A 25,348-nucleotide genomic window follows, 5' to 3' on the forward strand; every position below is an offset into this window, starting at 1 on the left:
ATCAGGGCCGTCGCGTCCGCAGCGAAGGATCGATCCGCCGCCGTTTCGACGGCGGCTTCCTGTTCCGTTCGGCTACGGTTCGGGACGCGACGCTCAACAAACGGCGGAACGTCGGGCATTCCATGTGGCTCGGCGCCGGGCAGACCGCGGCATGCCGCAGGCCGTCGCGCATGGCGCGCAGCTGGCGGATGGTCGCATCCAGCGCTTCCGCCTTGGCCGCGAGCATCTGCCGGTCGATCTTCGGGCGCCTGCCGGACGCGAGCACGCCCGCGATTTCATCCAGCGAAAAGCCCGCGGAACGCCCCAGGGCGATCAGCGCCAGCCGTTCCAGCACGCCAGCATCGAACAGGCGGCGCAGGCCATGCCGGCCTATCGAGGCGATCAAACCTCTTTCTTCGTAGAAACGCAGCGTCGAGGCGGGTAAGCCGGACCGCTGCGACACTTCGGCGATATCCACGCCCTGCACCTCTTGACTTAAAGTGGACTTGAAGTGGCACTCTGCCGCCCATGCCTGCGGAAGACAAGCCATTGGAGACGGTCGTGGACGATCTGGCGTGCATCCTGCTTACCGGCCTGGGCGCGACGGCGGCGATCGATCTCTGGTCGATCTTGCGCAAGCGCTTGCTCGGCATTCCGTTGCCCGACTTCGGTCTGGTGGGGCGCTGGCTCGGCCATATGCCGCGCGGACGCTTCCGTCACGAGGCGATTGCGACCGCGCCGCCCGTGCGCGGCGAGCACGCGATCGGATGGATCGCGCACTATCTGACCGGCGCCGCGTTCGCGGCTGTCTTGTTCGCGATTTGGCCTGCCTGGATTCGCCACCCCATCATCGGACCGGCGCTGGCCGTCGGAATCGGCACGGTGGCGGCGCCCTTCCTGCTGATGCAGCCGGGCATGGGCGCCGGCATCGCTGCCAGTCGCATGCCGCGCCCTGCCGTAACCCGGTTCCACAGCCTGGTGACGCACGCGATTTTCGGCATCGGCCTTTATGCCGTCGGCTCCGCGCTCAGCGCCTTCTGTGCGGCATGAGCCGCACGCGCCTACACGCTGCAGAACAGCGCCGGCCGATCGGCCTTTGGCACGTCGGTGGCCTCGAGCCACGGCTCCCGCGCGACGATCGCGGTGCAGGGCCCGAGCGTGCAGACGCGGATCTCGCGTGAGGCGGCCTGCCGCTTCAGCAGGGACAGCACCTCGTCCAGCATCGCGCCCACGAACGGCGTGTACAGATAGAACACCGTCCCCGCCGACAGATCGGCCGAGCGCACGTCCTGGGGAACGAACGTCGCGTTGTCCAGGTTGAGCGCATTCGCGCAGCGCCGCGCGCAATCGACATAGGCCGCCTCGCGTTCGATGCCGATGCAACGCGCGCCGGTGCAGATGGCGGCCAGCAGCGCGACATGGCCCAGGCCGGCGCCGAGGTCGATCAGTACGTCGCGTTCGGCAAGCGCGGCGCGACGGATCATGTCGAAAGCATGGCGCGCCGGGGTGGGCTGATAGAACACCATTTCCTCCGCCAGTTCGGCGACGCCGGATGCGGGTTCGTCCAACTGCAGGACGCCGCTGAGCAGCGTATCGAGATAGTCGTAGCGCTCGCCGTCGGCCGGAGGCGACGCCTGCCCGTCCGCAGCCGCTGCGGCTGCCCAGCCGCGCATCGATTCCGCACCGGCGCCGCGCTGTATCTCTTCGCGGATCGACCGGTAGAGGCATTGGTTGGCCGCTTCTAGCGTTGCGCGCAGGCACTCAATCCTGGCGTGCAGCGCCGCATCCGCCGACGGCCCGCCGGCGAGATGGTTCTCGAGGCGATCGAGCGCATCGATGCGTCGGCGCAATCGATCGGGTTCCAACAACGCATCGTCGCGTTCCAGCCCGCCCACCCGGGCGCGTAAAGCTTCGATCACTTCCTCGATTCCTGCATTCTTCTGGCGAGAGGCGCGTTTCCCGGAATCGCGCCGCAGTCCGCGCCAAATCTACCTGATCGATGCCTCCGTTGCGGTTTGGCGGACGTAAGGTTGCGCACCATGCCTAAGGACACAGGAAGCGCGCCGCCGGCTTTGCAAGAATCCGGCCCTCGACATCCATCGATCGGAGCATGCATGAAGGGACGGACGAAACGAGCATGGTGGCTCGCCATGGCGCTGGCGATTCCCGCCGCAGCGCAGGCGCAGATCGATCTGACGACCCTCGATCGCGAGATGACCGGCCCGCGCACGCAGGTGCTGGTGCTGGGCACCATGCACCTGAGCCAGATGCCCGACACGTTCAAACCCGCATCGCTGGATCCGTTGCTGGACCGGTTGGCGGCCTACGGCCCGCAGATCATCACCATCGAAGCGATTTCCGGCGAAGGTTGCGATCTCGCCGCGCGCCATCCCACGGTGTACGGGCCGGACTTCTGCGCCGATACCGACGCGGCGAAGGCCGCGACCGGCATGGAAGTGCCCGCCGCGATCGCCGAGGCGAACAAGACGCTCGCGGCCTGGCCCGCGCAGCCGACGCCGGCGCAGCGGCGGCGCCTGGCCGCGCTGTTCCTGGCGGCCAACGACCGCACATCGGCCTACGTGCAGTGGCTGCAACTGCCCGAGGCGGAACGCCGCGCGGGCGACGGTTTGGACGCCGCGCTGGTGGCGATGCTCGAGAAGCTCGCCACGAAAAACAACGAGAACTACCAGATCGCCGCACGCCTGGCCGCGCGCCTGGGCCTGCAGCGCGTCCATGCCGTCGACGACCATACCGGCGACAACATCCAGATCGCGGACACGGAAGCGAAAGCCTTCGGCCAGGCGATCAGCCAGGCCTGGAAGTCGGGTCGGGCCGAACTCGACCGCGCCGAGGCGCAGGAGAAGACGCTGTCCGAAAGCCGCGACCTGCTGCCGCTGTACCGCTTCCTCAACCGTCCCGACAATCTACGGATTCGCGCCGACGTCAACGCCGGCGCGGCGATGCGCGCGGAATCGCCGCAGCACTATCCGCAGATCTGGGTCGCCGGCTGGGAGATCCGCAATCTGCGCATGGTGGCCAATATCCACCAGACGTTCCGGGAACGTCCCGGCGCCCGCGTCCTGTCCGTCGTCGGCGCTTCGCACAAGCCATGGTTCGACAGCTGGTTGGGGCAAATGCAGGGCGTGGAAATCGTGGATGCGGAGCGGGTGCTGAGGTGATTCCAGCCAGAACTGCTCCTTAGCGTAAATCCGCAAAAGCCACGTCACCCATAGGCTGCGGATCAAAATCTAGTGCCTGCGTAAGAAGGTCATCCACGACGAAAGCCGGACCGCTGGCGGACTTCAGGCGCGACGCATCGCACCGCAGTTCAGGCCCTTTCTTGGGTTACTTTCTTTGGGCCAGCAAAGAAAGTGACCCGCGCGCAGCGCGGAAGCCTTTGTCCATGGCGCGAGTCGCAGCGCAAGCGGCGAGGACGCGAGCCTGGATCCCGGCCTTCGCCGGGATGACGGCTGAGGAGCAAGAGCAAGATGGGTCCCTTCGCTGGGATGACGGCTTAAGAGCGAAGGGCTTAAGAGCGAACGGCTTAAGAGCGAACGGCTTAAGAGCGAACGGCTTAAGAGCGAACGGCTTAAGAGCGAAGAGCAGCGGAGAGAGATACCGCCCTAGAATCCTGGTGGCTCCAGAGGCGGCAGGACCGGCGAGAGGCACGGGTGCACGCCGCTTGTCCGAGCTATCGCACCACCTGGGACGTTATGGATTCCATTGTCGATTCCGGCCAGCGTCGTTCGTCGTACCCATAACGGGCCGCAAGCAGCCGAACAGGCCGGCCTTGTCCCCATCGACCCAACGAAAGGAGAAACCGCGATGTCCAAGATGATCTTCATCAACCTGCCCGTGAAGGACCTGGCCGCCTCGACCCGCTTCTACGAGGCGATCGGCTGCACGAAGAACGAGCAATTCAGCGACCAGAACGCCTCGTCGATGGTCTGGTCGGACGCGATCGTCTTCCAGCTGCTAGCACGGGAGTACTACGCGACCTTCACCAAAAAGCCCATCGCCGACGCGCATGCGGCCAGCCCCGCCCTGTTCGCGCTGTCGCGCGACAGCCGCGAAGAGGTCGACGCCATCGTCGAAGCCGCCAAATCGGCCGGCGGCAAGATCGACGTACGCGAGCCCCAGGATCTGGGCTTCATGTACCTGCGCACTTTCGAGGATCCGGACGGCAACACGTTCGAGCCGGCGTGGATGAACCTCGAAGCGATGTAAGGCGCAGGCCGCGCAGGTCATCGCTCCGCATAGGTTAGGAGAACTGCGGCATCACCGCGCCGGGCCGGCGATCGGTCGGCGCACCCGCCGTCGCTTTGCATGTTCGCTGCCATCGCGCGCCCTCCCGTCCAGGTTGTCGGCGCGCCCACTACGCCGCACCAGTCTCGTCCTGCGGAATCCGCTCCGAAATCCCGCCAGGCCCGCCAATTCATCGGCCCTGCGCGGGTTAGACTGGTTGCGCGGCCAGGGCGAAGGACCCTGGATTTCGCCGGGAACCGCGGGGAGCGCGTACCCGTCATACCTACATCAGGGGAAAATGCATGAAGCTACGCATCGCCGCGGCGGCCGCCGCGATCTTTTTCGTCGCCGGCATCGGCGTCGGTTACGGCGCAAAGCTGCGCCCCACGCCGCAGACCTATCGCGACAAGGCGCCGCAGGAAGCCGCCCAGGCGCTGCTGCTCATCGCGCAGGCGCAATCCGGCAAGAACGGCAGTTGGGAACGCATCGGCGCGGGCCGGGTGTACTACCTGGGCGGCTTCAAGGCGCAGGGCCAGGAAATCTTCGACCACATCTTCAACGGCAAGCACGAAGACAGCGACGAGTACCGCATCGCCCGCGTATACGCCGAAGCCGGCGATTGGCAGAAGGCCAAGCCGATCTTCGACCGCTATCTCACCAAGAACCCGAAGGATGCCCGCGCCTTCGCCGAAGTGGCCGCGCGTTACCTGCTGCAGGGCGACCGCACGACCGCCGAACAACTGTTCGACCGCGCGATCGACCTCGACGACGAAGATCCTTGGGTCACCGAGCCGATGGCCGGCGCCTACCTGGGCGTGAAGCCGCAGGAGTAAATGGCCGTAGGGCGATTTGCCGCGATCGTGATATGGCGGAATCCACGGATTCCGCCCGCGCCCTTCAGTAGATTCTCACATCGTAACCCAGGGCCTTCAGGGCTTTGCTGGTGCGACCGTTCCTGGGCGGCGAAAGCTCTGGACGCGCCCAGCCCGCGACCTCGGCAATCGAGTTCAGGCCATAGTGGGGCAGCACATACTCACGATCCTTGGCGGCGACGTAGATCCTCCGCCAAAGCTCGGAATCCGCTCCGCCGTAGAGCACGAACTCGAGGAGCTGCAGCACGCCCCAGCCTTTCCTGTTCTTTCGCCGCATCAGCCAGTCGGCGAAAAGCGGTATCCTTTCTTGAAGCGGCATGTACGAAATTTCGGGGCGCCCCAGCGTCGCCAAATCCATCTTTGCGATGTGATCGGTCGTGGCATGGGTGTACTCGCACACCCTCGCGAACTCCAGCTCCGACAAGCCGATGATCCGCTCCCTGGCCAACATTTCGCGGATTCCTTCGGCCTTGACGTAAAGATTCTCGTCTTCGCCCGACGGCGCCGCCGCGGTTTGCTGCCACCATGAAAGCGCGGCTTGCGTGGCGAGCTTCGGATTCGCCTTGTTCTTGAGAAAATAGGTTTGGTAGGGCTTGCTGTTGCGATCGCCCACCTGGTTGTAGTAGTAGGCGTGCAGGAACTGATCCACTTCCCAGTTCACCGGCGTTCCCGCCCTCAGCCAGGACGGCGTGAAGTCCCTCAAGCTGACGCCGATGGACCGCAGGGTAGTCAAGGTTTCATGCCACTCCTTCCTGAAATTCTCCATGCGCCTGTCGACGACCTTCGTGGAGTCCAGGAACTGCGGCCCTTTCCAAACCGGGACCGTTCTGGATGCCTTGCCGATGTCATCGACTCCGCGACGCTCCTTGTCGATCCTCTCGAGCTCTGCGATGACCTCTTCGCTTAGAGGAAACGCTTCCTTGAGCTCGGTCAGGCCGTCGAAGAACTCTTCCAACTGGAGCGCGACGCCGGAGCCCTGCAGCTCCGCTTCCGTCAAGAACAGTCCGGCTTCGATGTTCGTCATCCACGCTCGATCCGAAAGGTTCGCAGAGCCGATGTATGCTCCGAATCCTTTCCACCAAATCACCTTGCTGTGCAGGCAGTCGGGGATGAGCCTGCAGAATATGTTGTCTTTATGGTGGCGGAGAATCCGCCTCAACAAAGGTATGGTCACCGGAACCGTGTGGTCGTACCGCATCCAAAGGTCGAGCCTGGATCCGTTTCTCAAGCAGTTCGAGATGAAATCGTCTTTCTCGTTATTGGAATGCGATCCATAGGCAATGGCCGCAAGCACTTCGCCTACTTCGTGCTCGGCCCCCGGCATGCAGTTGCCCAGATAGTCGCCATTCAATCCATTCGCGATGAGTTTCATGCCACCCCCCGGAAGCGACGGATTGTTCGCTGTCCCGCTTCGCACCGCAACTTCGCCGCGCTGTAGCGCCGTGCCGGCAGACAGGCAAGAGCGTGCGCAAACGAAGCGAGCGGTCGGCGCCGATCACGCGCGTGGCGGAAACCGTTTCGCGGGTTCCGCCCGGTCGCCCTGGGGTCTGTCCTAGGTATCACGGCCCCATGTGAGCTGCTAATTTGCGCCTGTTGAAAACGTTTACATCGAAAGGGTGGCCGCCTGCGCGGCGCCTTCCATAAGGAGCGTTTCCCATGGCCGACCCCAGTTCCGGCGTATCCGGGAATTGCGGCAATTCAGCCGCCCACGATGCGGCGAATGCGCAAGACACACAGGCTGCCAACGAAACCACCGAAGCGCAGCTGGCCGACGCAGCCGCAGCTGTAAATGCCGCACCGACGCCAGCTGTCACTCAGGTCAACCCGGCGCCCGTTGATATGACGCTGTCGCCGAGCACACTCTCCCAGCTCAGTGCGATGTCGGTGTCCGCGCCGACGTTGGATTTTTCGTCGGTGACATCGCTGGGCGGCATTCCTTCCGGCCTCAGTTATGCCGATGTCGCTGCGGCCGCGCCTACGCCCGCGCAGCCATCCATCCAGGAAATGAATGCTTTCTCCCCGAGCTTCAGCATCACCGGATTCAACACCGCCAACATCGAGGCGACCAATCTCGCCAGCATCTCGGTGAACGCCGGCTTGGCCTACAACGGCATGGTCGATGCGGGCACTTTCGACGCCAGCCTGCAGGCCAGGATGGGGCTCGAGCCGCCCAGCGTCACGGCCGCCGCGCACCTCGGATACAAGGCCGACGTGAATACGATCGGCGGGCTCAATGCGATGAGCCTGGATTTCACCGCAGGCCCCTTCGGCACCGCGGCGGAGCCGACTTATGGCTTGTCGGGCAGCGTGAGCACCAGCCTGACCGATGTCGACAGGTTCACCGCCAGCGCGGCCGCGAACTTCAACTCGAACGGCTTCACGAACGGCAGCGCCACCGCCGACTTCACCCACGATTTCTCCGAAACCCTCAGCGGCACCGCCAAGGCGACCGTCAACTTCAACGCCGACGCCGTCACCAGCGTCATCGGCGAGGGCCAGCTCAACTACAAGGGGATCAACGGCGCCACGATCGGTCTCACCGGCAGGGGCACCTATGATGCGGTCACTGGCGACACCACCGGCTTCTTCGGTGGCCGGGCCAGTTGGAAGTTCTAGCGTGCAAGGGGGTTAACGCGATGTCTTGGAGCGAATCGTCGATCGGTTAGTCCGTGACGTTGGGGTTCACCCGAATCTGCGGCCACGGCCGAAAATATAAGGAGGAATTTCGAAATGCGCATGAGACATCTGCTGCTGGGGCTCGCCTTGGCGAGCGCCGCCACTATCGCGTCGGCCGCAGGAGGAAAACTGCCTCCTCCGGGCTGGGTGTACACCTATTTCGAGAACGGCCAGGTCGTCGGCCGGGCGGTGCATAACCCGTGCACCGGCGAGATCACCGTCACGGGTACGGTAACCGGCGACCACACCGGCGATCAAACGGTCAGTTGCTGACGCTACATTGAAGGGATGATTTTTATGGTGGATTCCGCTTCCGGCGCCTCGGGCGCAGACGGCTCAAATTCTGCAAACGCGAACTCGGGATCCAGTGATCCGTCCGCGGCCGAAAATCAAGCGAACGTCGACAAAGCCGTAGACGCTGCAAAGACAGCCGCCGAGGCAGCAGCGGATGCCGTTAGGGCTTGCAACGATCCCGCAGCCGCGCAGGCCGCCGCCGACAAAGCAAAGGCTGCCGCCGAGACGGCACACCAGGCAGCAGAGGCGGTAGTCAACTCCAATAATGGCCTCGGCCCCGGAGACGGATCGCATGAGACTTCCGACAATGCCGCAGTGAATGCCAGCCAGTCGGCCCGTGATGCGCAGGCCGCCGCCGACCGCGCAAAGGCGTCAGGCTGCGAAGGGGTCCCGACGTCGCAGTCGCAGCCCGTGTCCCCCACCCAGGGGCTGGCGCTGGGTACGATCAATCAGCTCGGCGGAATCTGGTCGTAAACGCGAGTTGGATCGCCCTGGCTCGCTGCGGCGCTTCGTGGTCCGCGATGTTGAGGTTTCGCCCAGTCTGCGCTCCTTTAAGACCCCTGGATCGCTCCAGGGGTCCGAACCGCGATTTCTCTCAGATGTCTTGCGCCGTGCAACGCGCGCGCGCGCTCGCCGAACCTGCCACCTGGCCGTTCAGCACGTAATTCACCTTAATGTTGATGAATCCCGGCTTGCGCGGGCAATAAAAACGACAGACTTCTTTGTTGGCGCAACTGGCCGGGAAAATAGCGTCCGTTCCCGTCGTCGTAGCCTGCCATGCGATCGAGTTATAAGAGATGCCCGTGGCATCCGAAAAGCAAAGATTGCTCGGCTCGCACGCGATCGTCACCGATTGCGCATTCGCCACCTTCGGCGCCAACGCCAGTGCGCCCAATACAGCCAACACTCCTAGAATATTGCGCATCTTCCATGCTCCATGCTGTTAAAGGTTGCGGCCCCATGCCGCAGGCCGAATATAGCAGCGCGGCGGCTCGGGCAAGACCGCAGGCCGCACACTTTGCGATGTCGCTCTGCTGCTCCTGGGAATTTTGAGTGCGCCATGTCGGGGTTTCACCCGGCTTACGCCGCCCCCGTCGCGGGATAGATCGCTCATCGGCAAGTTGGTGATAGCGGGCTTCACCCCGGCCTACCGCGCCCTTCGGTAAGTTCGCTACGTCGGGGGTTTCGCCCCCGACCTGGCGAACGAGGTGCTTTATGAAGGCGGAGATCACAAAGCCACCGGTTGCGAAAACCGAGATGCTGATACGAAAGCCCGTCGCAGACGTGTTCGAAGCTTTCGTCGACCCTGCTATTACGACCCGCTTCTGGTTCACGAAAAGCAGCGGCCGGCTCGAGGCCGGTCGTGAAGTCAGGTGGGATTGGGAGATGTACGGCGCATCCACATCGGTGCTCGCCAAGATCGTCGAACCCGGCAAACGCATCGTGATCGAATGGGACGGATACAGCGGCCGCACGACGGTGGAGTGGACGTTTTCCTCACGCGAAGACGAAACGACCTATGTCGTCGTCACGGAGTCCGGCTGGACCGGCGACGGAGACAAGCTGGTCGAGTATGTCGCCGAGTCGACCCAAGGGTTCACTTGGACGCTGGCGGGCCTCAAGGCTTTCCTCGAGCACGGCGTCGAATTGAATCTCGTGGCGGACAAGAACCCGGATGGGCACGTGGCTGGTTGGCGTCGGGCCTGACGCCGACGGTAGGCCGATTGGCTGCATCCACCCAGCGCCAGGCCGCGCCGTTAGCGTGGCTTGGGCTGGCAGCGTGCGCAGAATCGATGCAGCATCGTCACGAACGCATCCGGTGCCTCCAACGGAGAAAACTCGCCGCCCGGAATGGTTTCATGTTCCAGCTTCGTAACCCCGATATGGCTGAGGCCCTGCAAGTATTCGGCGATTCGTCTGCCATCGGCGTCGCCTCGAACGTATAGCATGGGCGTCTCGATCGTTTTCGGCACCGCGTTCCGCTTTGCGTCGAGTTCGAACGTTCGGTACCAGTCGAATCCCGCCTTCAGCGCCTCCGGCCTCGCGTAGGCGGCCACGAACGCCGCGCGCATCGGTCCGGTTATCTTTTTCTTGTCGCCCGCCAGAAAGTCGATGAAGAAATCGAAGTACGGGCGCTCGCGGCCGGCCACCATCGTTTCCGGCAATTCGGGAACGGCATGAAAGGCGAAGTGCCATATGCGCGGGTCGGCGATCACTTTGGACCAGGGCTCGACCCCGGGAATCACCGTATTCATGACCGCAGCGCCGGCAATGCGATCGGCATGATCGCGCGCCGCCGCGAATGCGATCATGCCGCCGACATCGATCCCCGCTATCACGATGGATTCTGCGCCGAGCGCTTCGGCCGCGCTCAAGACGACGTCGGCCAACACGGTCTTCTCGGCCGACGGCGGCGCTCCGTGCGACGCGCCTATGGCGGGCAGATCGAACGCCAGGACGAAATTCTCCGCAGCCAGCCTGTCGATGACGCCATCGTAAAGCGCACCGCTGTGGGGCCAGCCGTGCAGCAGAACGAGCGCCGGGTTTCCGCTGTCTCCCGCGATGCGCACGCCTAGCTCGACCGGACCTGATGCAACGTTGGTTAATTTTTTCTCAGTCATTCGTTTCTCCACTGCACCTGATCCGCCTGCGCCATCCGTTGGCGTTTGGCGGCACCGGCGCTTCGAGCGCGGCGTCGATCTTGCCGAGCCGCATCAGGACGCCGCGCGAGTCGTGCGGACATGAAGGATTCGCGAAACGGCAGCGCCATCATTGCGGTGACGGCGTCATGCCGGCGTCATGGCGCCGTTGCCGAGAGGTTGAGTGCGCGTGCGAAGACGGCGTCGCGGATCGCCGCTCACCCTAACTTAGCGAGATCTCGCCGGCGATCGATGCGGCCATTCCATTCACTTCGTCGCTTTGACTGTCGCTGCGGGCGCCGTAAAGTCCCTGGCACGCAGCCAGCCGATCATCGTGGCCAGATAGTCCGGAACCAGCGGCGACGCGTGCGGACTCTGCGCGGCCTTGGCCGGATTCACGGGAAACAGTTCGTGATTCGCGCCTTCGAATACCTTGATGGTCAAATCGCGGTTGCCCGCACGCTCATAGGCTTCGCGGTAGGCACGGACGCTTTCGCGCCAATTTATCTTGACGTCGCGATCGCCGAAGATGGCCAACAAGGGCACTTCGAGTCCGGACAAGTACGTATCTGCGCTCGTCGTCCAGATCCGCATGAACGGCGGCGATTTGCCCTTCGCGTACGTCTCGGGAGTGCCGCCGGTGATACCGAGCTGCTTGCCGAACACCGGGTACTTCAACAACGGTTCGCTCGCCTTCGTGAACTCTTCGTAGGTGCCGCCGGCCCGCATCACGATCAGGGCGCGGCGCATGGCCGATATGGCCGCTTCGATGTCCTGCTCGGGCACGCCGTCGGCGCGCAGCTGGTTCACGGCCTGGTATTCCGAGGTGGAGAAGAAATCCTTGCCGGGCCCGCTCACGAGGATCAGGTACTTGATGGCGGGCGATCGCACCGCCGCTATCGGCGCGACCCAGCCGCCCTGGCTGATGCCCCAGACGCCGATGCGGGAATCGTCGATGTCGCCGCGCGCTTGCAGCGCCTCCACCGCCACGATGATTTCGTTCGCGCGCGCGTAGACATCGTCGACATGCATATAGCGGCCGTCGCTGCAACCGTTGCCCGCCTTGTCCCAAACGACGGTTGCGATTCCCGCCGACCGGAAAGCCGCGCGCATTTCCCGATACGAGCCGTTGTACGTTCCCTCGCCTTTGGCGACGTCGGTCGTGCCAGAACCATGGACGATGACGATGGCCGGATGCCTGCCGGCAGTCGCCGGCAGATCGATGAAACCCCTCAGGCGGTTGCCGTCGCTGGCGAATTCGAACGGCACCGTGCCCGCCGGAACGACGCAACGCGGCGAATCCGCGGCCGCAAAGGCTTGCGGCGAAACGAAGCCCGAAGCCGACAAGGCCGCAACAGCGCAAACCTTGCGAAGACGGGTGCGAAATCGTGCCATATGCGCGACCCACTCATGGATGCGATGGCATGATAGCCAATGAACCGTTTCAGGTAGGGTGCCTATGGATTATGCGAGCCAGGATGCCGCTTCGCCCGCCCGCGTTCGCCTTGTCCGGCGCATGGCCTGGGCCATCGTGTGGCTCGCCCTCGGGATGGTCAGCATCCACTTCCTGCTGACCGTTTACGGCAAGTACGGCCATCCGGATCCGGACGCGTACACCATGTTCTGGACGCGACGCGGCTGGCTGTGGACCCACCTTGCCGGCGGTGCGCTGACCGTAGTCCTGGGGCCGCTTCAATTCCTGACCCGTTGGCCGCGGGCCTATCCGCGCCTGCATCGCTGGACGGGCAGGATCTACATGGTCGGCATGCTGATCGCCTGCACGGGCGCGACCGGACTGATCGCCACGTCCCCGGCTCCCTTCGAAATCCGCTCGGCGTTCGCCGCCACCGCGCTGGCGTGGTTGACGACGGCCTTGATCGCGCTGATCGCGATACGTCGCGGCCGAGTGCGGCCGCACCGGCGCTGGATGATCCGCAACTATCTCGTGACACTTTCCCCGATCACCTTCCGGATACTCCTTCAAGCCCAGATCGCGATGGGGCTGGCGCCGTCGCCGGCGATGGTCGCCACGTTGCTCTGGCTGAGCTGGCTGCTTCCGCTGCTCGTCTATGAAGGGGGCTATCGCATCGTCGATCTGGTGCGTGCGGCGACCGCGCAGCGAGCAAGCGTGGCGACGCCCATCTCGCCGCGCACCGACGCAGGATCCGCTTAAGTCCGATCTCAGGAGGAGTCATGAAGGTTCCCGAAACGGCTTTGCCTGACGAGCGGCCGAATACCGGCGCCCGTCCCGTGGATTACGACGCGGAGCTCCGATTGCACAACCGCGCGTTCCGTCATGCGTGCGCCATTCTTGCCCGCGAGCGCGTGCTGGACATCGGGTGCGGGGCCGGACAGACCACCCGCGACGCCGCACGCGCCGCGTCGGCGGGCAGCGCGATGGGGATCGACACCTCATCGTCGATGATCGCTCGCGCGCGCGAGCTCGCGGCAGCCGAAGATGTGCGAAACGTCCGCTTCGAGCTTGGCGACGCACAAACGCATTCGTTCCCGCCGCAAGGTTTCGACGTCGCGATCAGTCGGTTCGGCACCATGTTCTTCGCCGATCCCATCGCCGCGTTCCGCAACATCCGCGGCGCGCTCGCGGACGACGGCCGTCTGATCATGATGGTTTGGCAAGCGCTCGAGGCGAACGAATGGTCGCTGGCGATTCAGGGAGATCGCCCGCAGTCTTCGGCCGCGTTCTCGCTTGCCGATCCTTCCCTTGCAAAAAAGATCCTCGACGCGGCCGGCTTCGCGGATGCGACGTTCCAGGACGTGCACGAGCCGGTGTATTACGGCGACAGCGTCGAGGCCGCATTGGCGTGGATCGGGCAATTCCAGGCCACGCGGGAGGCCTTGCGATCGCTGGATGCCGCAGCCGTCGAGCGCGAGCGGACGCGGCTGCGCGAAGCCGTCGCGCAACACCATCGCGATGATGGCGTGTGGTTCGATTCGCGGGCCTGGATCATCAGCGCCCGTTGCCGGTGAACGCAGCCCGGGTAAAGCCATACCCGCTGCCGCATCGCGTCGGATCGGGAAATGGATGTGATTCGTTTATCCGGGCTGCGCCGCTAAACGCCCCAGAGCGCCCGCGCCTCGTCGGCGAGCAGGTCGGGCCTCTCCTCCGGCCAGAACAGCTTTCCCCCTTCGACGAGACGCACGCCGCGGGATTCGGGAAGCGTCCGATGGAGCCATTCGGCCCACACCACCGGGAAGAGCGGGTCGGCGGTACCCCACACCATGCGGGTCGGCGCGGCGCAACGGCGCAGCGCCGGCTCGATGGCCAGGAGCGGATTCGGCTCGTAGGCCGCCAAATGGCGATTCAGCTGCATCCTTCGCAGCGGCGACGACACCAGCGGAGTGAAGTAGACCTCGATCGCCTCGTCGGTGAAATTGGCCGGATCGACGTAGGCCGATCCGCCGATGCCTTTGGGCGAACGCGCGTACACGCGATCCTCCAGATGGCGCGCCATTTTCTGATCGTACTGCCCGGACCGCGCCGTCGCTATCGAGTTGCGCATCTGCGCGGGCGGGCTGTTCTCGTGCACGTCGCAGTTGGTGAGCAGCAGCGTGCGGACCCGGGCCGGGTGCTGCGCGACGAAGAGCTGCGCGATCGTCCCGCCGCTGTCGTTGGCGATGAGCTCGACGGAGGGAATCGAGAGCGCGTCGAGCAGCGCGACGAGCATGTCGGTCTGCGCCTGCGGGGAGAAGTCCTGCTGGTCGGGCGCGTCGGTGTAGCCCAGCCCGATGAAATCCGGCGCGAGGCACCGCCGGTAAGGCGACAGCCGTTCGAGCGCGCCCCGCCATTGGAATCCGTTCAGCGGAAAGCCGTGCAGGAAGAGCGCGGCCTGGCCGCTCCCGCGCTCCACGTACGCGATACGCCCGAACCGCGTCGGAACGAATCGCCGCGACGCATGAAAGGCCGCGGCATCCAGCCTCGCCGGTTCCTCCCGTCCGCCGCGCATCGAATGGCAGGCCGCGAGTGTCGCCGCACCGGCGGCCGTGGCGCACGTCCACAGGAAATCCCTACGCTTCATCTCGGCCCCCACGCCGCTAGCGGCGCCGCTAGGTGTGCGCGCGACGTTAACCGGAGGCCGAAGCGAACGCAATCGGCAAGAAGTCACTATTCGGGTTCGCCTACACAGGCTCCGACTCCGTTTTGCGATCTCACGCCAAGAGATTCCAACGTGCTCGAATACGGCTGAAGCAGCAGACGCTATCCACAAAGATGTCATATCCGCTACTCGTGCACGAACAGATGGATCAGCGCAGGCTGGGTTGGCTACGCCCACCCGGCTTTCGCGTTGCGCCGCGGATTCGCGGGTGCTGGGTCCATGAAGTCGACCCAGCCTACGGCCCTGTCATGCAGCGCCTGGGAAAGGTCCTCAGGGCGCGCCGGGAAGCCGCCGGCTACAGCCAAGAAGGCTTCGCCGATGCGATCGGCATGCACCGGACCTACTACAGCGCCATCGAACGCGGCGAAAAGAATTTGCAGCTCGATACGCTGCAACGCGTGTGCGACGGCTTGTCGGCGCCTATGTGGGAAGTGCTGAAGGACGCCGATGCTTGAACCGCAACCGCCTTGCTTCGGATCGAAGTGCCGCAGGCCGCGTTGGCTCGGCTAGAACGGGATCAGAGGCCACTGAACGCCCGCACCGCCATGCGAGAAAACCCGTAGCCCGGGTAAGGCCGCAGGCCGCACCCGGGTTCGCGGCGGCGGGAGAGGAAGAGCCCCGGGTGCGCTTCGCTTACCCGGGCTACGCTGGCTGCGGCCCTCTGCCTAGTTAGCGGCCTTGCCGCAGTTGCAGCCGATTGCCGTCGGGATCCTGGAATACCGCAACGTAGCCCCATGGATACTCGAGCACTCCCGTCTCGAACTTCACGCCGCGCGACTTCAGCGCCTCGAACGCGTCCCGGCAATCCGGCGTCTCGATGGTGTACGCCGCCGGAATGCGGCCTTGTACCGGATGGCCCTGTCCGGGCGTTCCTGGCCAGAGCACCAGCAGGAAGTCCTGATCCTTCACGCCGACAGCCAGGAACCGCGGGCTGTCGGGTGTCGAACTGTCTGCTGTCGGGTTTTCCGCGCGCTTCTTGAAGCCGAGGACGTTCGTGTAGAAGTCCAGGGCTCTGTCCTGGTCGCTGACGAACACGGTGGCGTATACGATTTTTTCCAGCATGGTTCTTTCTCTTCGTTCGTGGTGGTATTGGCTTGGGTATGCTCGCGCCGAGCCGCCAGTGGCGTGGCACCCATAAGACACGCGACGGAATTGGGATGTGACGGGCCGAGTTCAGCGAAGCCATCCCGTCACATCCGCCGTGCGTCGCGGGTCTTACATGCAAGACACCGCGCTGCGGAGGAATGCGACCGATGGATGAGCGCAAATGGCTGGGGGAACGGTTCGAGGAGCAGCGGCCCCGTCTGCAGGCCGTCGCGTATCGCATGCTTGGCTCGCTGAGCGAGGCCGAAGATGCTGTTCAGGAAGCTTGGCTCCGGCTTAGCGGAGCAACCTACGAAGAGGTCGACGACCTTGGCGCGTGGTTGACGACCGTCGTCGCGCGCATCTCGCTGAACATGCTCCGTTCACGCAAAATACGGGGCGAGACTCGCCTGCCCGATCTGATCATCGACCGCGCCGATGGAACGAGCCCGGAACACGGCGTGCTGCTGGCGGACGGGATCGGCCTCGCATTGCTCGTGGTGCTCGAGACGCTTGCGCCGGCCGAACGCGTCGCGTTCGTGCTGCACGACATCTTCGGCGTGCCCTTCGAGGAGATCGCCCCCATCGTCGAGCGCACCCCCGCTGCGGCTCGCCAACTCGCCAGCCGCGCACGCCGCCGCCTTCAGGCGCGGAACCCTCCTCCTGATGCCGACATGCAGGTTCAACGAAGCCTTGTCGACGCCTTTGTCGCAGCTGCGCAAGACGGCGACTTCCGCAGGCTAGTCGCTATCCTCGACCCCGAGGTGCTCCTTCGAGCCGACGTGGCCTCCATCGAGGTCCGCGGTGCGGAGCAGGTGGCTAGCCAAGCGCAGACTTTCTCGCGCCTCGGCCTGCTCAGGCGCCCGGTGCTCGTCAATGGCGCCGCGGGGCTTGTCTGCATGCTCGAAGGAAAACTGTTCTCGGTCATGGCCTTTACGGTCAGTGGCGGGAAGATCACCGAGATCGACATCGTGCGCGACCCGAAGCGGCTCAGCCAACTCGATCTGACCGCCCTCGACGGTTAGCGCGGTCGCGTGCCGCGACGGCATCAATACCTAATTTCGCAACTTAATTCCCGCTATCAGGAGCAGCCGATGCAGACGATCTTGATCATTGCCTTGTCCTTGCACGTTCTCGCCGCGGTGTTCTGGGCCGGCGGCACCTTCGTTCTCGCGCGCCTGGGCGGCATCGGCGGTCCGCGCTTGCGTGCGCCGATGTTGGGGGCGGCGATCGTGACCATCCTCACCGGCGGCTATCTCTGGCGCGCCGTGCACGGCGAGGCTTTCGGAAGGCCTGAAAAGGTTCTCGCTATCGGCATCGCCTGCGCGTTGCTGGCCTTCATCGTGCAGGTCGGCGCCGGCGCGGGCACTCGCTGGCAACTCGCCCGAGGAACGTTGCCGGAAGCAGCCGCGCAGACGCGCATGGCCCTGGTCGCCCGCCTGGCCGCCGGTCTGTTGGCGATCACCGTGATCTGTATGGCGGCGGCGCGCTATGCATGAGCTCGCGGCGGCGGTCCGTCCTCTTTCGAGCAGGCCGTCATGCGGCTTGGCGCGCGCTTAACGCCAAGGTCGGGCCATAGCGCTAACTCATTTATTAGTTGTGCCTGACTTAGGCCGCCTGGAGCGGTCTTCAACCAATTAATTCGTTGATGGCCCTACCCGGCTTGCGTAGCCCCGGTAAACACCGCCAGCTGCGCCGCGAAAGCGCGCCGGTACGCGGGCCGGGCTTCGCCGCGGGCGACGTAGGCGGCGAGGTTCGGATATTCGTCCACTAATCCCGAGCTCTTCGCCCTGGTCATCACCCCCACCATCATGAGATCGCCGGCGCTGAAGCCGCCTTCGAGCCAATCGGCATCGCCCAGGCGATCCGAAAGCGCGGCGAACCGCTTGCGGATGCGGTCCTCGAGCATCGGCCGGCGCTGCTCGTACCACGCCTCCTTCTTCTCGAACAGCATGGCGGTCGTGTGTTCGACGATCGGCGGCTCGATCGTGTTCAGCGCGGCGAACATCCACGCGATCGCGCGCGCGCGTCCGTTCGCATCTTCCGGCAGCAAGCTCGCATGGCTTTCGGCGATGTGGAGCACGATCGCGCCCGTTTCGAACAGGACCAGGTCGCCCTCTTCGTACGTCGGAATCTGTCCGAACGGCTGAAGCGCCAGATGCGCGGGCTTTTTCATCGCCTCGAACGAAACCAAGCGCACGTCGTAAGGCTGGCCCGCTTCTTCGAGCGCCCAGCGAACGCGCATGTCGCGCGCGAGGCCTTTGCCGCGGTCCGGCGAACTTTCGAAGGCGGTGATGGTGGGGGTCATGGCGGGCTCCAGTCACGAATCAATCGTATGTCACGGTGGCCAAGTCGGCCTCTCAGGGAACCGACGAACGAAAGGTTCCGAAATCGACGCCGCCCGCAAATTTTTTCGACGCGTAGGGCGGGTCCCGACCCGCCGAACGCAAGGCGCCGCGCCGCCCCGAAAGAGCGGCCCTCGTTTGAGCCGACTCAGTCCATCACCGTGGCGAAAATTTCGAGTACCAATTCCATTCCCACGTTCGGCCTTCATCGGCGGAAAACGCACGGCTATAAATCGGAGCTTTCGGGTTGCGCTTATCCCAGTGGAATTTCACGATGGCGTCCTTGCCGGCGACAACCTCACGGCCGAAGAATTCGCCTATATCGCCATCGAACGAACCTACCTTTCCATCGTCGAGCTTCACTGCGTCGCTGTCGGCCCAATAGATCGTCCACAGGCGCGTCTGCGGGTCGAACAAACGCACCGTGAGGCCTTCGAATGGCTTTCCGTCGAACTCCGCATGGAAAATGTCGAAATTGCCCAGGCCCAGCAAGATCAGGCGGAACTCCTGGGTCGCGTCGAATTCGTCCCACTCGTCGCTGCCGGCCAGTGGTTCTTTCAACGTACGATTTCTGATGTTCCAGTTGCCCACCAGATAATCGAAATCGTTTTTTGACGAAGTCTCGCTGGCCGTTATCGCAAGCTTCCCGTCAGGCGAAAGAGAGAACGCATTCATGTGCTGTCCTTTTGACGGACGTGGCGGCAGTCTATCCCTGCAAGCGCGCAAGCGGAACCCGCGTTCCGGGCCGAAGCCTTTTTGGTTCGGGCCACATTTCCGCTGGCCCAAATACGCCGCCGCCGAATGCGGCATGCGGCGAATCCGCACCAGGCTGCCGCCCCAGTCCACGGATAGCTGCCCACGCTGGACATGCGCATGGAACGACGGGTTTCAAACCGCCGAATGAGGATCGCGGTATTGGGCTACGGCCCCTGCGGCTTACGTGCGGTGTTGTCGATGGCAGCACACGGTCGGTTTTTGCGGGCAACCGGCGCGGTTGTCCGTCATGCCTTCTTTATTCCGTCTTATGGGTTCCCCCATTCGCCATCCTGTCTTAGGAGCCTAACGCCATGTTGAAGCCGCAACCCGCCGCACTGTGTTTCTACATCGTACTTTCCCTCGGACTCTCGGCCTGCGGAGGAAGCGACGAAGTCCCAGGTGAGCCGTCTTCCACGGCGGCTAAAGCGGCCCAGCCGTCCTCGACAGCCCAGTCGGCCCAGGCGCCGGCTATGGATGAAGCCAAGACCCAAAAAGATACCGGAGCCGCAGCAGCCTTCAACTTGGCCGATGGCCCGGACGTGTGCTTTCGCGCTATCGCCAAGCACTTGGGGGCCGACGCGAAGGTCTCGGAGATCACTTCATTCTTCAGCGCGGGCAAGGAGATCGAGCCCAGCCATATTGAGCCTGCAGGCGAGATGACGACCTGCACCGTCCAATACCAGGACCCTAACGATTCGCGGAAGCTTCTAAGGTCGGACCTGGACCTTGAAAGCGGGGAGTTTGGACCGCCGAACCCGGTCGAAATTACGGTCACCGGGGGCAATGCGGCGGATTTCAAACTAGAGGACTACGTCATCCCGCTGTCGAAGGTCGACGCCGCGGCCCTGACCTCGGTCATGGAAGCCCAAAAAAGCAGACTGAGCGGTGTTTTCAGCCGCTACGCATGGTCGGGGGTCCGACTGTCCGCCCCTGGCGCCTTCAGCAATACCCATACGCTACGGCTCGATGTGGCAGGCCGTTTGGCATCCAACGATTTAAGGCAAGGCGGCTACGCGTCGGTATCGATCGACGGCAAGAAAATTACAGCAGATCACTTGATGCCGTGAGCCGTATTACCCGATCCTAGGGCGGAACGCCGAAGGTGTTTCGCCCGGCTTCGGGGCGCGTTTGTCGGCGGAATCCGCTTCGCGGGTTCCGCCCTGCGCGGGCTGAGTTCGAGGCCAGTACCGTAGGCTGGGTTGATGGAGCCAACCCAGCCTACGGCCCTATACATGAACCCGCGGCGGCGGTCGTCGTAGCCCGGGTAAGCGCAGCGCACCCGGGACGCGCCCCTTCAAGGTCCCGCGTCGCCCCAATCCCGCGGAAGCAAACCATCCCTCACATAACGATGAAACGAAGATAGCGGCCAATCGGACGCCCATTCGACATGGCCATGCTTGACCGGATTGAAATGCACGTAATCCACATGCGCGCGCAGATCGGTTTCGTCGCGGATCGTATGTTCCCAGAACCGCGATTGCCAGGGCGATTGCGTAGTGCGCCGTGCCCTGGTGCGCAGAGTGAAGCCCTTCTTGATGTCCTGCCATAGGCGGGAGTAGTCGTCTCGCCCGTCGCGCATGGCGATGACGGCGTGCAGATGGTCGGGAAGCACGACGGCGGCAACGACATCGTGCGGAATCCGTCGACCAGCGGCTTTCCAAGCCTCTTGCAGGTCGCAGAAGCGCTCCACCAGCAGACTGCTCCGCCGGTCGCGCAGCGTCACCGTAAAGAAGTAAGTCCCGTTGCACTCGCGGTTGCGCCGATATCGCACCATGCCCCGAGCGTGACGGCCTCAACCGATCACGGCTATCGGAAGAATCCGCACCGCCATGCAAGAAAAACCCGTAGCCCGAGTAAGGCCGCAGGCCGCACCCGGGATTACGTCACGTCGGATAGAAGAGCCCCGGGTGCGCTTCGCTTACCCGGGCTACGCTGGCTATCGGAAGAATCCGCGCCGCCATGCAAGAAAAACCCGTAGCCCGGGTAAGGCCGCAGGCCTCACCCGGGATTACGTCACGTCGGATCGAAGAGCCCCGGGTGCGCTTCGCTTACCCGGGCTACGCTGGCTGGCAGTTTTCCGTTATTCGTTAGACGAAGACGTATGATTCTTTGGAAAGCTTCTGCCGCGCCGCTTGCCGCCGTAGCAGGGATACTTTCAACGTCTCCCACATATGGAGACTTCGATTCAAGCTCAATGCTAATTTTTGGCTTGGCTAGCCAATTGCGGAATCTGTCCCCAAACACTGCTAGCGCAGCAACAACTATTGTGCCAACGGCCGTAACAAGATCAAAAACGAACTCATAGTGACTGAGTGGTTTTTGATCTTGGATAACGCCGGCTACAGTAGCACTCGTTTTCAAGCTAGAAGGCGAATCCGCATTCGCCCTGGAGTGCGAGTCTTGCGAATCCATCTCTCCCCCTAGTGCTTTATCCGCACTTTGAATAACCACAATTCAAACAAGTAGCACACCCATCCATAATCACCAGCGCCTTCGCGCTGCACTTATGGCAAAGCGTCGCCGACGGCGGGAAGGACGCGCCGTCGCCGGTCACTGCGATGTCTTCGTTGCTTTCGCGCTCGGCCGGGTCGGCCAGGGTGCCGCCGACGGTGGGGCTTATTTCATTGTTTTTTTTTGAGCGCTGCTCGTAGGCGTGGCGCTTTTCGGCGATGAGGGCGCGCTGGGCGGGGCTCATCTCGGGGTCGTGGATCATGCCGATCGACTTCAGGTGGTCTTCGACGATCGCGCCCAGTTCGGCCACCAGCGAGGGCATGTAGACGCCGCCGGCTTTGAAGTAACCGCCTTTGGGGTCGAACACGGCTTTCATTTCGTCGACCAGGAAGGTCACGTCGCCGCCCTTGCGGAAGACCGCGGACATGATGCGGGTCAGCGCGACGATCCACTGGAAGTGTTCCATCGACTTGCTGTTGACGAAGATCTCGAACGGGCGGCGCAGTTCGTGCTCGGTGCCGGCGTTGAGCACGATGTCGTTGATGGTCACGTACATGGCGTGTTCCACCAGCGGGGATTTGATCTTGTAGGTGCTGCCGATCAGCACTTCGGGGCGCTCGATGCGCTCGTGCATCTGGATCACGTCGGCCGTGGGCAGGTCGGCCTCGGCGGCGGCGCGGGAGACCGAGGCGGCCTGGGCGGCTTCCTTGGCTTTGTCTTCCGGCGTGACGACGGCGTAACCCTTGATTTTCTTGTCGATTTTGACGGCCATTGCGGTGTTCCTGGTGCGCTGGATTTATGGTTTTTATTTGGCGGTTTTACGGGTTAAGAGCAAGGGCATTCGGCTTCGCCTCACACCCCTCTCCCGCCCCTGCGGGGCACCCTCTCCCGCAAGGGGAGAGGGAAATTGCAGCCCTCTCCCGCTTGCGGGAGAGGGCTTTTACGACATCAACCGCCGGCGACTTTCTTCGGCGGGCGCGGCTTGGTCAGCGAAGCGCGCGCCGACTTCTTGGCGGCCTTCTTCGCCGGACGCTTGGCGGCTTTCTTGGCAGGCGCCTTGCGGGCCGGCGCCTTGCGTGCGGTCTTCTTGGCGGCCTTGCGGACCGATTTCTTGGCGGCGGCTTTCTTGGCCGTGCGCTTGGCGGTCTTCTTGGCGGCTTTCTTGGTCGACTTCTTGGCGGCCTTCTTCTTGCCGGCACCCTTCTTGCGCAGGGCGGCCACTTCGGCCTTGGCGCTGGCGCTGGCCGAGGCCAGGGTCTTCTTGGCCTTGGTCACGCGCTTGCCGACCGCTTTCTTGGCGGTGGCGACGCGCTTGCTGACGGCCTTGCCGGCTTTCTTGGCGGTCTTTTTGGCGGATGCGACCGCGCCTTTCGCTTTCTTGGCGACCGTGCCGCCCACTTCGGACGCTTTCTCGGCGACCGCGCTGGCGGCGTTGGAGATCGTCGCCGTGACTCCGTTTCCATTGCTCATCGGGGTGTCCTCGTCTTTTCTAATGACGGGCGATGTGCCCGTTTGCGGAATGTAGCGCGATCTGGTGGCGGTGCAAGGATTTCTGCTTGCGTGGCTGAAGGGTTAAAGCCGGACCCTCTCCCTGGCGCTTTGCGCCTGTCCCTCTCCCGCGCAGCGGGAGAGGGCGAAGCGGAGCTTAGAACTTGCCGTAGTAGCCTTCTTTCAGGGCGTCGAAGAGGTTGGCGGCGGTGTGCATTTCGCCGTCATATTCGATCTGTTCGTTGCCCTTCACTTCCAGGACGCTGCCGTCTTCCAGCTCGAAGCGGTACAGGGTGTTTTCAAGGTCCGCTTCCTTCACCAGCACGCCCTGGAAGGCGGCGGGGTTGAAGCGGAACGTGGTGCAGCCCTTCAGGCCCTGCTCGTGGGCGTAGCGGTAGATGTCCTTGAAATCTTCGTACGGGTAGTCGGTGGGGACGTTGGCGGTCTTGCTGATCGAGGAGTCCACCCACTTCTGGGCGGCGGCCTGCACGTCCACGTGTTCCTTGGGCGTGATGTCGTCGGCGGAGATGAAGTAGTCGGGCAGCTTGCCTTCGGCGTCCTCGGCGAACGGCATCGCCTTGGCGTTGACCAGTTCGCGGTAGGCCAGCAGCTCGTAGCTGTAGACGTCGACCTTTTCCTTGGACTTCTTGCCTTCGCGGATCACGTTGCGGCTGTAATGGTGCGCGAAGCTGGGTTCGATGCCGTTGCTGGCGTTGTTGGCCAGCGACAGGCTGATGGTGCCGGTGGGCGCGATCGAGCTGTGGTGGGTGAAGCGCGCGCCGCTTTCGGCCAGCTGCTCGACCAGTTCGGGCGCGACCGTGGCCACCTGCTGCATGTAGCGCGAGTAGCGGGCGTGCAGCACCTTGCCGGGAATCTCCTGGCCGATCTTCCAGCCGTCGGCGGCCATTTCCGGGCGCTGGCGCAGCATGGCGGCGGTCACGGCAAAACGCTCTTCCATGATCGGCGCGGGGCCTTTTTCCTGCGCCAAAGCCAGGCCCATTTCCCAGCCGGCCACGGCCATTTCGCGGGCGATGCGCTCGGTGAATTCGCACGAATCTTTCGAGCCGTACTTCATCTTGAGCATGGTCACGGTGCTGCCCAGGCCCAGGAAGCCCATGCCGTGGCGGCGCTTGCGCAGGATCTCGTCGCGCTGCTGCTGCAACGGCAGGCCGTTCACTTCGACCACGTTGTCGAGCATGCGGGTGAACACGCGCACGACTTCCTTGTATTCCTCCCAATCGAAGGAGGCCTGGTCGGTGAACGGGTTGCGCACGAACTTGGTCAGGTTGACCGAGCCCAACAGGCAGGCGCCGTACGGCGGCAGCGGCTGTTCGCCGCAGGGGTTGGTGGCGCGGATGTTTTCGCACCACCAGTTGTTGTTCATTTCGTTGACGCGGTCGATCAGGATGAAGCCCGGCTCGGCGTAGTCGTACGTCGAGACCATGATCATGTCCCACAGGTGGCGCGCCTTCAGGTGGCCGTAGATGCGGCAGGCGACCAGGCCGTCGTCGCGGCTCACATAAGCGCCCTTGGTGGGCCATTCGCGCCAGACGACCTGCTCGGCATCGTTGATGTCGAGGTCGGCGGCTTCCTTGTGGTTGATCGGGAACACCAGCGGCCAGTCGCCGTCGTGCTTCACCGCTTCCATGAAGCCGTCGGTGATCAGCAGCGACAGGTTGAACTGGCGCAGGCGGCCGTCTTCGCGCTTGGCGCGGATGAAGTCGCGCACGTCGGGGTGGCTCACATCGAACGTGCCCATCTGCGCGCCGCGGCGGCCGCCGGCGGAGGAGACGGTGAAGCACATCTTGTCGTAGATATCCATGAACGACATCGGGCCGGACGTGTACGCGCCGGCGCCGGACACGTACGCGCCGCGCGGGCGCAGCGTGGAGAATTCGTAGCCGATGCCGCAACCGGCTTTCAGGGTAAGGCCGGCTTCGTGGACCTTGTCCAGGATGCCGTCCATCGAATCCTCGATGGTGCCCGACACGGTGCAGTTGATCGTGGACGTGGCCGGCTTGTGCTCCAGGGCGCCGGCGTTGCTGGTGATGCGGCCGGCGGGGATGGCCCCGCGGCGCAGCGCCCAGACGAAACGCTCGCCCCAGTATTTGCGCTTCTCGGCGGTCGGCTCGGCCTCGGCCAGGGCCTTGGCCACGCGCTGGTAGGTGCCGTCGATATCCGCGTCCAGGGCCACGCCCTGCTTGGTCTTAAGCCGGTATTTCTTGTCCCAGATGTCCTGGGAAGCCGGCTGCATCGGGATTTCCCTGTCGTCGCTGCCGGGCTGGACCGCCTCAAGGCGCACTGTGCTCATGCCTGTTCCATCTCCATCGTTCGGGGCGCGGGATCTAGCCCTGCCTATTGTTCTTGTGGGTACCGCTTTTTCTTGTGAGTCCCGCCGCGCGCCC

The 25,348-nt window shown here is 63.8% G+C and carries 28 protein-coding genes; 14 read left to right on the forward strand and 14 right to left on the reverse strand.

Annotation, left to right across the window (positions count from 1 at the left end):
• Window position 1: 1 nt before the first annotated feature.
• Window positions 2-457, reverse strand: a complete 456-nt coding sequence (locus M2650_RS09135; RefSeq protein ID WP_249473456.1) for a helix-turn-helix domain-containing protein — start codon at window positions 455-457, stop codon at window positions 2-4.
• Window positions 458-540: 83 nt separating this feature from the next.
• Here M2650_RS09135 and M2650_RS09140 point away from each other — a divergent pair, with 83 nt between their 5' ends.
• Window positions 541-1,029 (forward strand): DUF2938 domain-containing protein, encoded by a 489-nt coding sequence (locus M2650_RS09140; RefSeq protein ID WP_249473457.1) that lies wholly within the window; start codon window positions 541-543, stop codon window positions 1,027-1,029.
• A gap of 11 nt (window positions 1,030-1,040) precedes the next feature.
• Here M2650_RS09140 and M2650_RS16550 read toward each other — a convergent pair whose 3' ends face one another.
• A complete protein-coding gene (locus M2650_RS16550; RefSeq protein WP_249473459.1) occupies window positions 1,041-1,898 on the reverse strand; it encodes a class I SAM-dependent methyltransferase in 858 nt (285 codons plus the stop codon).
• A 195-nt stretch (window positions 1,899-2,093) separates the two neighbouring features.
• Between M2650_RS16550 and M2650_RS09150 the strand changes: the two genes are divergently transcribed.
• From M2650_RS09150 to M2650_RS09160, 3 genes are all read left to right on the forward strand, one after another.
• Window positions 2,094-3,158 carry a DUF5694 domain-containing protein gene (locus M2650_RS09150; RefSeq protein ID WP_249473462.1) on the forward strand — a complete coding sequence of 355 codons (1,065 nt, stop codon included), beginning with the start codon at window positions 2,094-2,096 and terminating at the stop codon, window positions 3,156-3,158.
• 646 nt (window positions 3,159-3,804) lie between these two features.
• Window positions 3,805-4,206: a VOC family protein gene (locus M2650_RS09155; protein ID WP_249473464.1), complete on the forward strand. Its 402-nt coding sequence runs from the start codon at window positions 3,805-3,807 to the stop codon at window positions 4,204-4,206.
• Between the two features lie 320 nt (window positions 4,207-4,526).
• Entirely contained in the window at window positions 4,527-5,057 is a 531-nt protein-coding gene (locus tag M2650_RS09160; RefSeq protein ID WP_249473467.1) for a tetratricopeptide repeat protein, read from the forward strand.
• 64 nt (window positions 5,058-5,121) lie between these two features.
• On the opposite strand, the gene M2650_RS09165 is transcribed toward M2650_RS09160, so the two are convergent.
• Window positions 5,122-6,468 (reverse strand): phospholipase D-like domain-containing protein, encoded by a 1,347-nt coding sequence (locus M2650_RS09165; RefSeq protein WP_249473469.1) that lies wholly within the window; start codon window positions 6,466-6,468, stop codon window positions 5,122-5,124.
• 284 nt (window positions 6,469-6,752) lie between these two features.
• Between M2650_RS09165 and M2650_RS09170 the strand changes: the two genes are divergently transcribed.
• The 3 genes from M2650_RS09170 to M2650_RS09180 all read left to right on the forward strand — a co-directional run bounded on the left by M2650_RS09170 (window position 6,753) and on the right by M2650_RS09180 (window position 8,540).
• A complete protein-coding gene (locus M2650_RS09170; RefSeq protein ID WP_249473471.1) occupies window positions 6,753-7,712 on the forward strand; it encodes a hypothetical protein in 960 nt (319 codons plus the stop codon).
• A gap of 114 nt (window positions 7,713-7,826) precedes the next feature.
• Window positions 7,827-8,045, forward strand: coding sequence for a hypothetical protein (locus tag M2650_RS09175; protein WP_249473474.1), 219 nt, complete (start codon window positions 7,827-7,829; stop codon window positions 8,043-8,045).
• 24 nt (window positions 8,046-8,069) lie between these two features.
• Window positions 8,070-8,540, forward strand: a complete 471-nt coding sequence (locus tag M2650_RS09180) for a hypothetical protein (RefSeq protein WP_249473478.1) — start codon at window positions 8,070-8,072, stop codon at window positions 8,538-8,540.
• A 121-nt stretch (window positions 8,541-8,661) separates the two neighbouring features.
• On the opposite strand, the gene M2650_RS09185 is transcribed toward M2650_RS09180, so the two are convergent.
• Window positions 8,662-8,991, reverse strand: a complete 330-nt coding sequence (locus tag M2650_RS09185; RefSeq protein ID WP_249473481.1) for a hypothetical protein — start codon at window positions 8,989-8,991, stop codon at window positions 8,662-8,664.
• A gap of 290 nt (window positions 8,992-9,281) precedes the next feature.
• On the opposite strand from M2650_RS09185, the gene M2650_RS09190 reads away from it, so the two are divergent.
• Window positions 9,282-9,773 carry an SRPBCC family protein gene (locus M2650_RS09190; RefSeq protein WP_249473484.1) on the forward strand — a complete coding sequence of 164 codons (492 nt, stop codon included), beginning with the start codon at window positions 9,282-9,284 and terminating at the stop codon, window positions 9,771-9,773.
• Between the two features lie 50 nt (window positions 9,774-9,823).
• On the opposite strand, the gene M2650_RS09195 is transcribed toward M2650_RS09190, so the two are convergent.
• Complete coding sequence (locus tag M2650_RS09195; RefSeq protein WP_249473486.1) at window positions 9,824-10,687, reverse strand: alpha/beta fold hydrolase; 864 nt, start codon at window positions 10,685-10,687, stop codon at window positions 9,824-9,826.
• Between the two features lie 285 nt (window positions 10,688-10,972).
• A complete protein-coding gene (locus tag M2650_RS09200; protein ID WP_249473489.1) occupies window positions 10,973-12,100 on the reverse strand; it encodes an alpha/beta hydrolase family protein in 1,128 nt (375 codons plus the stop codon).
• A gap of 121 nt (window positions 12,101-12,221) precedes the next feature.
• Here M2650_RS09200 and M2650_RS09205 point away from each other — a divergent pair, with 121 nt between their 5' ends.
• Both M2650_RS09205 and M2650_RS09210 read left to right on the forward strand, forming a co-directional pair.
• Window positions 12,222-12,878 (forward strand): DUF2306 domain-containing protein, encoded by a 657-nt coding sequence (locus M2650_RS09205; RefSeq protein WP_249473491.1) that lies wholly within the window; start codon window positions 12,222-12,224, stop codon window positions 12,876-12,878.
• Between the two features lie 20 nt (window positions 12,879-12,898).
• The gene (locus tag M2650_RS09210; protein ID WP_249473494.1) at window positions 12,899-13,693 is read left to right on the forward strand and encodes a class I SAM-dependent methyltransferase; all 795 of its coding nucleotides are present in this window, start codon (window positions 12,899-12,901) and stop codon (window positions 13,691-13,693) included.
• Window positions 13,694-13,776: 83 nt separating this feature from the next.
• Here the strand turns inward: M2650_RS09210 and M2650_RS09215 are convergent, their stop codons facing one another.
• Window positions 13,777-14,754, reverse strand: a complete 978-nt coding sequence (locus M2650_RS09215) for an alpha/beta fold hydrolase (protein ID WP_249473497.1) — start codon at window positions 14,752-14,754, stop codon at window positions 13,777-13,779.
• 314 nt (window positions 14,755-15,068) lie between these two features.
• Between M2650_RS09215 and M2650_RS09220 the strand changes: the two genes are divergently transcribed.
• Window positions 15,069-15,275 carry a helix-turn-helix domain-containing protein gene (locus M2650_RS09220; protein ID WP_249473499.1) on the forward strand — a complete coding sequence of 69 codons (207 nt, stop codon included), beginning with the start codon at window positions 15,069-15,071 and terminating at the stop codon, window positions 15,273-15,275.
• A 214-nt stretch (window positions 15,276-15,489) separates the two neighbouring features.
• Here the strand turns inward: M2650_RS09220 and M2650_RS09225 are convergent, their stop codons facing one another.
• Window positions 15,490-15,882 (reverse strand): VOC family protein, encoded by a 393-nt coding sequence (locus M2650_RS09225; RefSeq protein WP_249473502.1) that lies wholly within the window; start codon window positions 15,880-15,882, stop codon window positions 15,490-15,492.
• A 191-nt stretch (window positions 15,883-16,073) separates the two neighbouring features.
• Here M2650_RS09225 and M2650_RS09230 point away from each other — a divergent pair, with 191 nt between their 5' ends.
• Complete coding sequence (locus tag M2650_RS09230; RefSeq protein ID WP_249473505.1) at window positions 16,074-16,928, forward strand: sigma-70 family RNA polymerase sigma factor; 855 nt, start codon at window positions 16,074-16,076, stop codon at window positions 16,926-16,928.
• 69 nt (window positions 16,929-16,997) lie between these two features.
• Window positions 16,998-17,402 (forward strand): hypothetical protein, encoded by a 405-nt coding sequence (locus M2650_RS09235; RefSeq protein ID WP_249473507.1) that lies wholly within the window; start codon window positions 16,998-17,000, stop codon window positions 17,400-17,402.
• A 155-nt stretch (window positions 17,403-17,557) separates the two neighbouring features.
• Here M2650_RS09235 and M2650_RS09240 read toward each other — a convergent pair whose 3' ends face one another.
• Both M2650_RS09240 and M2650_RS09245 read right to left on the reverse strand, forming a co-directional pair.
• Window positions 17,558-18,211 carry a glutathione S-transferase family protein gene (locus tag M2650_RS09240; protein ID WP_249473510.1) on the reverse strand — a complete coding sequence of 218 codons (654 nt, stop codon included), beginning with the start codon at window positions 18,209-18,211 and terminating at the stop codon, window positions 17,558-17,560.
• A 193-nt stretch (window positions 18,212-18,404) separates the two neighbouring features.
• Entirely contained in the window at window positions 18,405-19,094 is a 690-nt protein-coding gene (locus M2650_RS09245; protein WP_249473511.1) for a DUF1579 domain-containing protein, read from the reverse strand.
• A gap of 221 nt (window positions 19,095-19,315) precedes the next feature.
• Between M2650_RS09245 and M2650_RS09250 the strand changes: the two genes are divergently transcribed.
• On the forward strand, window positions 19,316-20,071 hold the full coding sequence (locus M2650_RS09250) for a hypothetical protein (RefSeq protein ID WP_249473514.1): 756 nt from the start codon (window positions 19,316-19,318) through the stop codon (window positions 20,069-20,071).
• A 227-nt stretch (window positions 20,072-20,298) separates the two neighbouring features.
• Here M2650_RS09250 and M2650_RS09255 read toward each other — a convergent pair whose 3' ends face one another.
• The 4 genes from M2650_RS09255 to M2650_RS09270 all read right to left on the reverse strand — a co-directional run bounded on the left by M2650_RS09255 (window position 20,299) and on the right by M2650_RS09270 (window position 25,254).
• The gene (locus tag M2650_RS09255; RefSeq protein ID WP_249473517.1) at window positions 20,299-20,778 is read right to left on the reverse strand and encodes an REP-associated tyrosine transposase; all 480 of its coding nucleotides are present in this window, start codon (window positions 20,776-20,778) and stop codon (window positions 20,299-20,301) included.
• 654 nt (window positions 20,779-21,432) lie between these two features.
• A complete protein-coding gene (locus M2650_RS09260) occupies window positions 21,433-22,227 on the reverse strand; it encodes a TSCPD domain-containing protein (protein WP_249473520.1) in 795 nt (264 codons plus the stop codon).
• Between the two features lie 176 nt (window positions 22,228-22,403).
• Window positions 22,404-22,925 carry a hypothetical protein gene (locus M2650_RS09265; RefSeq protein ID WP_249473522.1) on the reverse strand — a complete coding sequence of 174 codons (522 nt, stop codon included), beginning with the start codon at window positions 22,923-22,925 and terminating at the stop codon, window positions 22,404-22,406.
• A 175-nt stretch (window positions 22,926-23,100) separates the two neighbouring features.
• The gene (locus M2650_RS09270) at window positions 23,101-25,254 is read right to left on the reverse strand and encodes an adenosylcobalamin-dependent ribonucleoside-diphosphate reductase (RefSeq protein WP_249473525.1); all 2,154 of its coding nucleotides are present in this window, start codon (window positions 25,252-25,254) and stop codon (window positions 23,101-23,103) included.
• Between the last annotated feature and the right edge of the window lie 94 nt (window positions 25,255-25,348).

The organism is Luteimonas galliterrae, assembly GCF_023374055.1.
Classification (GTDB): Bacteria; Pseudomonadota; Gammaproteobacteria; order Xanthomonadales; family Xanthomonadaceae; genus Luteimonas_C; species Luteimonas_C galliterrae.